At 38.4% G+C, this 7,545-nt stretch carries 7 protein-coding genes, 1 pseudogene and 1 riboswitch; of the genes and pseudogenes, 1 reads left to right on the top strand and 7 read right to left on the bottom strand.

All coding sequences use genetic code 11. The annotated features are described in order from the left end of the window. The 7 genes and pseudogenes from Q7P05_RS05580 to ribD form a co-directional block, all read right to left on the bottom strand. Positions 1 to 246, bottom strand: a pseudogene (locus Q7P05_RS05580) (S-methyl-5-thioribose-1-phosphate isomerase); the annotation flags it as partial. Between the two features lie 42 nt (positions 247 to 288). Continuing rightward, the gene (gene mtnP, locus Q7P05_RS05575; RefSeq protein WP_303930972.1) at positions 289 to 1,083 is read right to left on the bottom strand and encodes an S-methyl-5'-thioadenosine phosphorylase; all 795 of its coding nucleotides are present in this window, start codon (positions 1,081 to 1,083) and stop codon (positions 289 to 291) included. Between the two features lie 108 nt (positions 1,084 to 1,191). Next, on the bottom strand, positions 1,192 to 2,070 hold the full coding sequence (gene hslO / locus Q7P05_RS05570) for an Hsp33 family molecular chaperone HslO (protein WP_303930970.1): 879 nt from the start codon (positions 2,068 to 2,070) through the stop codon (positions 1,192 to 1,194). 196 nt (positions 2,071 to 2,266) lie between these two features. Then, positions 2,267 to 2,728 carry a 6,7-dimethyl-8-ribityllumazine synthase gene (gene ribE / locus Q7P05_RS05565; RefSeq protein ID WP_105085641.1) on the bottom strand — a complete coding sequence of 154 codons (462 nt, stop codon included), beginning with the start codon at positions 2,726 to 2,728 and terminating at the stop codon, positions 2,267 to 2,269. A 72-nt stretch (positions 2,729 to 2,800) separates the two neighbouring features. Continuing rightward, complete coding sequence (locus tag Q7P05_RS05560; RefSeq protein ID WP_303930968.1) at positions 2,801 to 4,003, bottom strand: bifunctional 3,4-dihydroxy-2-butanone-4-phosphate synthase/GTP cyclohydrolase II; 1,203 nt, start codon at positions 4,001 to 4,003, stop codon at positions 2,801 to 2,803. A gap of 17 nt (positions 4,004 to 4,020) precedes the next feature. Next, positions 4,021 to 4,677 (bottom strand): riboflavin synthase, encoded by a 657-nt coding sequence (locus Q7P05_RS05555; protein WP_303930965.1) that lies wholly within the window; start codon positions 4,675 to 4,677, stop codon positions 4,021 to 4,023. After that, positions 4,658 to 5,872, bottom strand: a complete 1,215-nt coding sequence (ribD, locus tag Q7P05_RS05550; protein WP_303930964.1) for a bifunctional diaminohydroxyphosphoribosylaminopyrimidine deaminase/5-amino-6-(5-phosphoribosylamino)uracil reductase RibD — start codon at positions 5,870 to 5,872, stop codon at positions 4,658 to 4,660. The genes Q7P05_RS05555 and ribD overlap by 20 nt, the downstream gene beginning before the upstream one ends. 68 nt (positions 5,873 to 5,940) lie before the next feature. Further along, a riboswitch (FMN riboswitch) is annotated at positions 5,941 to 6,056 on the bottom strand. 278 nt (positions 6,057 to 6,334) lie between these two features. Here ribD and Q7P05_RS05545 point away from each other — a divergent pair. Continuing rightward, positions 6,335 to 7,545: thiamine pyrophosphate-binding protein (locus Q7P05_RS05545; protein ID WP_303930963.1), on the top strand; the 1,211-nt coding region annotated here is incomplete at its 3' end.

The raw sequence follows: 7,545 nt of genomic DNA, 5'->3' as shown, positions 1-7,545 counted from the left end.
ACTAAATTCATATAAGCTTGTAAGTTGTTCACTAAATGGTGCATCCAAACGGCCTGCTTCCATAGCCGCTAAAATGAGGCCATAACTGGCAGCAACACCAATAGCAGGTGCGCCACGAACGCGAAGCATTTTAATAGCTTCGGCTACTTGGCGCCAATCTGTACAGTGAACATACGTAATTTCAGTAGGTAATTTAGTTTGATCTAATAGTACTAGCGTATCGTTACGCCATTCAATATTAATCATACCTTCTCCTTCGATGAACTATTGTATTTCATTATGAATGGATTATAGTTTAAAGCCACCATATTCTTGCATGCGATTATGTGCGTCATAACGAGCATCTACATCGATTGCATCAATAGCACCTAAAATAAGAGATTTAAGTTGAGCTGCCATGTCGCCCATCATTTCTACCACTTCACCATGTGTCAAAGCAGATTCAGAAATACCTGCTGCATAGTTGGTAATCATAGAAATCGTAGCATATGCCATTTCAGCTTCATTAGCTAAATTTACTTCAGGTACATTTGTCATGCCTACTGTATCCCCACCAAGCATATGGAACATTTTAATTTCCGCTGGTGTTTCAAAGCGTGGACCTTCTGTACATACATAAGTACCGCCATTATGAATTGTAAGACCTTGTTCAGTACCTACCTTTTGAAGAACATCACGTAATTCTGGGCAGTAAGGATTTGTTACATCAAGATGTGCTACTGGACGGTCACCACCTTCATAGAATGTAGTGATGCGGTTCTTAGTGAAATCTAAGAATTGGTCAGTCAAAACGAAATGACCAGGCTTAAAGTTTTCATTCAAGGAACCTACAGCAGTCGTAGAGATAATAAATGTAACGCCTAATTTTTTGAGCCCCCAAATATTAGCTCGATAATTGATTTTATGTGGAGGAATTGTGTGATCTTTGCCATGACGAGCAACAAAGATTACTGTTTTCCCATGGTATGTACCTTGTACATAATCTATTTCACCATATGGTGTCATTAAGGATTCTTCATGAATATTTTCAAAGATGGATGGATCATAAACGCCAGTACCACCAATTACGCCAATTGCACTCATTGTGACCTCCTATTATTAATAACTCTACCTTTTATTTTCTCATAGAATAGAAAAACAGGCTATAGGAAAAACCTAGTAGCCTGTATTTTTTCAACATATTATAAAGTTTTATTGAATTGGACCTTTAGGAGCAAACATATCTTGTAACTCTTCACGACTAAAATGATACTTTTCATTACAGTAATGGCATACAAGTTCTGTTACTTCATCTTCCAAAATAGCCTGTTTATCTTCTTCTCTTAATGTCATAAGTACAGCACCAAAGCGATCCCGTCCACAACGACATTGGAAGTGAATTGGTTCATTATATACTTCATTCACAGTCAAGCCATCAAGAACGCGTTCCATTAGACCCTTACCATCTGGATGAGCTTTTAAATATTCTGTAATAGGACCAAGTTCGTTAATATTCTTTTCTACTTGTGCTAATGCTTCGTCTGTAGCATCTGGTAAAGCTTGTACGATAAAACCACCAGCTACAACTGTATGATAATCTGGGTCTACCAATACACCTAAGCTAATAGTAGAAGGTACTTGTTCAGAAGCATATAAATAGTAGGCCAAATCCTCTGCTACTTCACCACTTTGAATTGGACTTGTAGAGGTATAATCTTGTGCTAATTGAGTAAAGCGAGTAACTTGTACTTCTCCATTATGACCAACAGCAGCACCTACATCAAGCTTACCAGCTCGTTTTAAAGGTACATCTACATGTGGCTCATCCACATAGCCACGAACCGTATTATCTGCAAACGCATCTACATGAACTACACCTAGAGGGCCATCACCTTTAATACGCAAACTTACATTTTCATGATTTTTAAAATCACCAGCTAATAAAATAGCCCCCGTCATAGCGCAACCTAAAGCAGCTGTTGCGACAGGCCATAAATCATGACGTACACGAGCCGTTTCAACAGTATCTGTTGTTACTGCTAAAGACATACGAACCCCTTCTCGGGTCGTAAAACGTTTTATATAATCCATTCTATCATTCCTTATTACTAATTAACTTTTAAAACTGCACTTATAAGTGCTTATATAGTATATCATGTCATAGAATTATATTTCAAATTATAGGGAATATATGTTCGTCTACTCTATTTTCGATATAAAAGAACATATTTTCGATATTATAAAAACACCCAGTACCATAGGATACTGAGTGTTTTTAATAGTCTTCTTAGAATTGATCGATAAGGTTAACCATTTCAATAGCGCCCATAGCACAGTCGTAACCCTTATTGCCAGCTTTAGTACCAGCACGTTCGATAGCTTGTTCAATATTTTCAGTAGTTACTACACCGAACATAACAGGAATACCAGTTTCTAAGGAAACATGAGCAATACCTTTAGCTACTTCATTACATACATAGTCATAATGAGTTGTAGCACCACGAATAACAGCACCAACGCAAATAACCGCATCGAAGCGACCAGATGAAGCAGCTTTTTTAGCAATCAATGGAATTTCATAAGCACCTGGTACCCAAATAACAGTAATATCCTCTTCTTTTACATCGTGACGTAATAAGCAATCTTCAGCGCCACCGATTAATTTGGAAGTAATGAACTCATTAAAACGTGAACCGATAATAGCAAACTTTTTACCACTACCTAGTAAATTACCTTCTTGAACCTTCATTATGTTGACCTCCTATATTCCAGTAAGGGAAATTCTTATGTGACGAGCAATTTGTTAAGTAAAACTAAATGATTAGTCTTCTAACATATGACCCATTTTTTCTTCTTTTGTCTTTAAGTACCCTGCATTAAATTTATTAGCTGCAATAATGAGCGGTACTCGGCTAGTTACATCAATACCCCAATGTTCTAAGCCATGACGTTTTTCTGGATTGTTTGTTAACAATCTAATACTCTTAATCCCTAAGAAACGGATAATTTGAGCAGCCAAGGAATATTCGCGCATATCTGCAGGGAAGCCTAATTGTTCATTAGCCTCTACAGTATCTAAACCTTGCTCTTGTAAAGCATAGGCTTTAATTTTATTTGTTAAGCCAATGCCACGACCTTCTTGACGCATGTATACTACAACGCCTTTGCCTTCTTTTTCGATAGCACGTAATGCATTATCTAATTGTTCGCCGCAGTCACAACGTTTAGAACCGAATACATCGCCAGTTAAACATTCAGAGTGAATACGTACAAGGACATCGCTACAGTTTTGCACATCACCTTTAACGATAGCTAAATGCTCTTTTTTATCTAATTCATTTTTGAATACAAAGATATTAAAATCACCAAATTTAGTAGGCAACTTAGAACAAGCACCAAGCTCAACCATATCTTCATGTTGTTTACGATATTCTATAAGTTCTGCTACAGAAGCAATTTTCAAATTGTGTTCTTTCGCAAATTTCATGAGATCTGGTAGACGTGCCATATCGCCGTCATCTTTTGTAATCTCACAAATAACAGCTGCCTCTTGTAAACCTGCTAGTCGGCAAAGGTCGATAGATGCTTCAGTATGACCTTGGCGTACTAGAACGCCCCCCTCTTTATATACTAAAGGGAACACGTGACCAGGACGACGGAAGTCTTCAGGTTTAGCATTAGGATCTAGTAATTTTTGAATTGTATACGCACGTTCTGCTGGAGATACGCCTGTTGTAGTATCTACATGGTCAACAGTAACGGTGAAAGCAGTTTCATGATTATCTGTATTTTTAGTAACCATGGCAGGAATGCCAAGTTTTTCTAAAGCTTCACGGCGCATAGGCGTACATACGATACCGCGCGCGTATTTAACCATAAAATTAATATTTTCTTGTGTAGCAAACTCTGCAGCAATGATAAGATCGCCTTCGTTTTCACGGCTTTCATCATCAACAATAATAACAGGTTTGCCAGCTTTAAGGTCTTCTAAGACCTCTGTAATAGAATGTAATTGTTCGCTCATAGGAACGCTCCTTACTTTTATATAAATCCATTCTCTACTAAGAGGGATTGCATAGATTTCTTAGGTTTCTCTTCGGTAGGTTCACTACCAAGATTCATAAAATGACGAATGTATCGACCAGCGATATCCGTTTCTAAATTAACCTCCGTACCAATATGGGCAGAGCCTAAAATTGTTTCGCCCAAGGCGTGAGGAATGATAGATACGGAAAAACTGCTGTCCGTTCGTCGCATAATGGTGAGGCTAATTCCATCGATCGTAATGGAACCCTTATAAATAACGTAATCCATAACGGATTTAGGGGCCTCTACGGTAAAAATAATGGCATTATCCGTTTGTTCCCGGTTAATGATGCGGCCCGTCCCATCTACGTGACCTGCCACAATATGACCACCAAATCTACCATTGGCAAGCATAGCACGCTCTAAGTTGACAGGTTGATGAACTTTCAAATTTGTAAAAGTAGTCATCTTGATCGACTCTGGCATAACATCAGCTGTAAAGATGCCATTACCAATCGTTGTAGCCGTCAAACATACACCATTAACAGCTACGGAGTCACCTATTTTTAAATCGCTAAATATTTTATTCCCCCGAATTGTTATGGCTAAGGATTTAGGGCCCTTTTTAATGTTCTCGATGCGGCCGATTTCTTCAACGATTCCCGTGAACATAAGCGCCCCTCCTTCCTTGACGATACGCTTCGATGCGAATGTTATTATCTAATACTTTAGTTTTTGTGAAAGTTAATTGAGGTGAAGCTTCTAAACTTTCAAAGCCACGACCACCTACAGCAGGAGTTGCATCAGTACCACCAATAATTGTATTTCCTATGTAAGTTACAACTTTATCAAAATTCATCGTTTCTACAAAGGAACTAATGATGGATGACCCACCTTCTACAAGTACTGATGTGTAGCCTAGTTCTCCAAGTTTGGTAAGAATATCATCAATAGATAATTTCTTAATATCAATAACGATATCAGTACTCTTACTTTTACGAGTAGAAATAGATTCTACAACCGTAACAATGGCACCTACGTTTTCTAAAGCTTGAATTCGTTCTTTAGGACAACCTTTAGATACAAATATATGAACCTTGCGAGAATCTACTTCAAATACACGACTTGTGGTAGGTGTTCTACCAAGACTGTCTAATATGATGACATCTGGTTGATGAACTGGGATAGGCTCATTAAGAATGTTTCTATCCAATATAGCATCTGCTAATTCATCATCACTAAGACGACAGTTTAACTGAGGATTATCTGCTAAGATTGTACCGATACCAACGAGCATAGCATCATGAGTAGCACGTAGTACATGTCCATCACGACGGGAGGATTCATTAGTAATCCATTGGGAATGGCCTGTAAACGTTGCAATCTTACCATCTAGTGACATAGCACTTTTAATAGTTACAAAAGGTTTACCGGTCTGTATATACGTAAAGAAATGCTCATTTAGTTCAGCACATTCCTCACTGCATAAGGGGCAAACAACCTCTATGCCTGCTTCACGGAGTAAATCCATACCCTTTCCAGATACTAGTGGGTTAGGATCTGTACTACCTACTACGACTTTAGCTATGCCAGCCTCGATAATACGCAGCGCACAAGGTGGAGTTTTACCATAATGAGAACATGGCTCTAATGTTACATATAAAGTAGCACCTTTAGCATTATCACCAGCTTGGTTTAAGGCATGAACCTCAGCGTGTGCTGTACCAGCTTTATGATGATAACCTTCACCGATTATTGTATTGTCTTTAACCACTACGGCACCAACCAAAGGATTTGGCGAAGTGTGACCTGTGGCTAATTTTGCCAGTGCAATGGCGCGTTTCATATATGCTACGTCATCCACCATATCACCTCAATAAAAAAAGGACTATATACATAGTCCTTGGGTAATCATAATTGCGCACAACAAATGTGCCTTGTCTTTTCTCATCCAGACTATACTGTCGGTATCGGAATTGCACCGATTCATACCCATAAGGTTCGCGGACTATACCGCCGGTAAGGAATTTCACCTGTCCCCAAAGACTTATCTATTTTCTTTATGAATTAATAGTAACACTTTTATTAGGGTTATGCAAGAATAAGAGTTTTGTATTAAGAAAGAATATCAAATAAAACATTAGGAAAATATAAGACTAAAAATGTTATTTAAAGATGCTATAGTACGATTTTCTAAATAACTATAAACCATGTATGCAATAAATAGTGATTTATATCACATAAATACACAAAAAATAGGTCTAGTATAATTCATGTGGTTCTAAAAACCATATTTTATTGATATTAATTATTGAATAAAGGTGATAATATGGCAAAAAAACGAATTTCTGACGTACTTATAGAAGTCTTAGCCAATGCGGGAATCGAACGCATCTACGGTATCACTGGCGATAGTTTAAACTCTGTAAACGATAGTTTACGCCGCAATGGTAAGATTGCCTTTGAACATGTACGACATGAAGAAACAGCAGCCTTTGCTGCAGGTGCAGAAGCATCCTTAACTCATAAATTAACTTTATGTGCTGGTAGTTCTGGCCCTGGCAACTTACATTTGATCAATGGTCTCTTCGATTGCCACCGCAATCGTGTTCCAGTATTGGCTATTGCCTCTCATATTCCTCAATCTGAAGTTGGGTTAAATTATTTCCAAGAAACACATCCAGAAAACTTATTCAAAGAATGCTCTTGTTTCTGCGAACTCGTATCCAATCCTAAACAAATGCCTGAAATCCTGTTCCGTGCTATGAATGCTGCTGTAGGTAATCAAGATGTTGCAGTTATCGTTCTTCCTGGGGACGTTGCAGTAATGGAAATGGAAATTGATGAATTACCTGTATGGACTCCACCTCGTTTACCTCATATCGTGCCACAACGCGACGATATTGAAGAAATGGCTGCTCATTTAGAAACTGGTAAACGCATTACTCTCTTCTGTGGTGCAGGCTGTGAAGGTGCTCATGACGAAGTGGTAGAATTAGCAAAACGCTTACAAGCACCTGTAGTACACGCTTTCAGAGGTAAAGAATGGGTTGAATGGGATAACCCATATGATGTAGGTATGACAGGTCTATTAGGCTATACATCTGGTTATCGTGCGATTGAGCAATGCGATACACTCGTTATGCTTGGTACTGACTTCCCTTACCGACCTTTCTACCCAGAAAATGCAAAGGTAATCCAAGTTGATAGAGATCCTAGTGCATTAGGTCGTCGTGTACCACTTACTCAAGGTATTATTGGTACCGTAAAAGATACATTGAAAGAATTATTACCTCTTATAGGTCAACGTGATGATACTGAATTTATCAACACTGTACGCAAAGCATATACTAAGTTTAGAGGCGACTTAGACAGCTATGCTGTAGCTGAACCAGATGGGGTCGCAATCCATCCGCAATACTTCGTAAATCGTCTTAATAAATTAGCTGCTGATGATGCTATCTTTACCTTTGACGTAGGTACACCAGTAATTTGGACTGCGCGTCACTTAAAAACAAATGGCAAACGTCGTATTTTAGG

Origin of the sequence: Veillonella dispar (assembly GCF_937975875.1) — a bacterium.
Lineage (GTDB): Bacteria > Bacillota > Negativicutes > Veillonellales > Veillonellaceae > Veillonella > Veillonella dispar_B.
The sequence above is the reverse complement of the archived record's forward strand: the minus strand, read 5'-3'. Positions and strand labels throughout refer to the sequence as shown.

Coding starts and splice junctions, on each gene's coding strand:
- mtnP (WP_303930972.1), bottom strand. CDS start 1,083: ATGAGTGCAATTGGCGTAATTGGTGGTACTGGCGTTTATGATCCATCC.
- hslO (WP_303930970.1), bottom strand. CDS start 2,070: ATGGATTATATAAAACGTTTTACGACCCGAGAAGGGGTTCGTATGTCT.
- ribE (WP_105085641.1), bottom strand. CDS start 2,728: ATGAAGGTTCAAGAAGGTAATTTACTAGGTAGTGGTAAAAAGTTTGCT.
- Q7P05_RS05560 (WP_303930968.1), bottom strand. CDS start 4,003: ATGAGCGAACAATTACATTCTATTACAGAGGTCTTAGAAGACCTTAAA.
- Q7P05_RS05555 (WP_303930965.1), bottom strand. CDS start 4,677: ATGTTCACGGGAATCGTTGAAGAAATCGGCCGCATCGAGAACATTAAA.
- ribD (WP_303930964.1), bottom strand. CDS start 5,872: ATGGTGGATGACGTAGCATATATGAAACGCGCCATTGCACTGGCAAAA.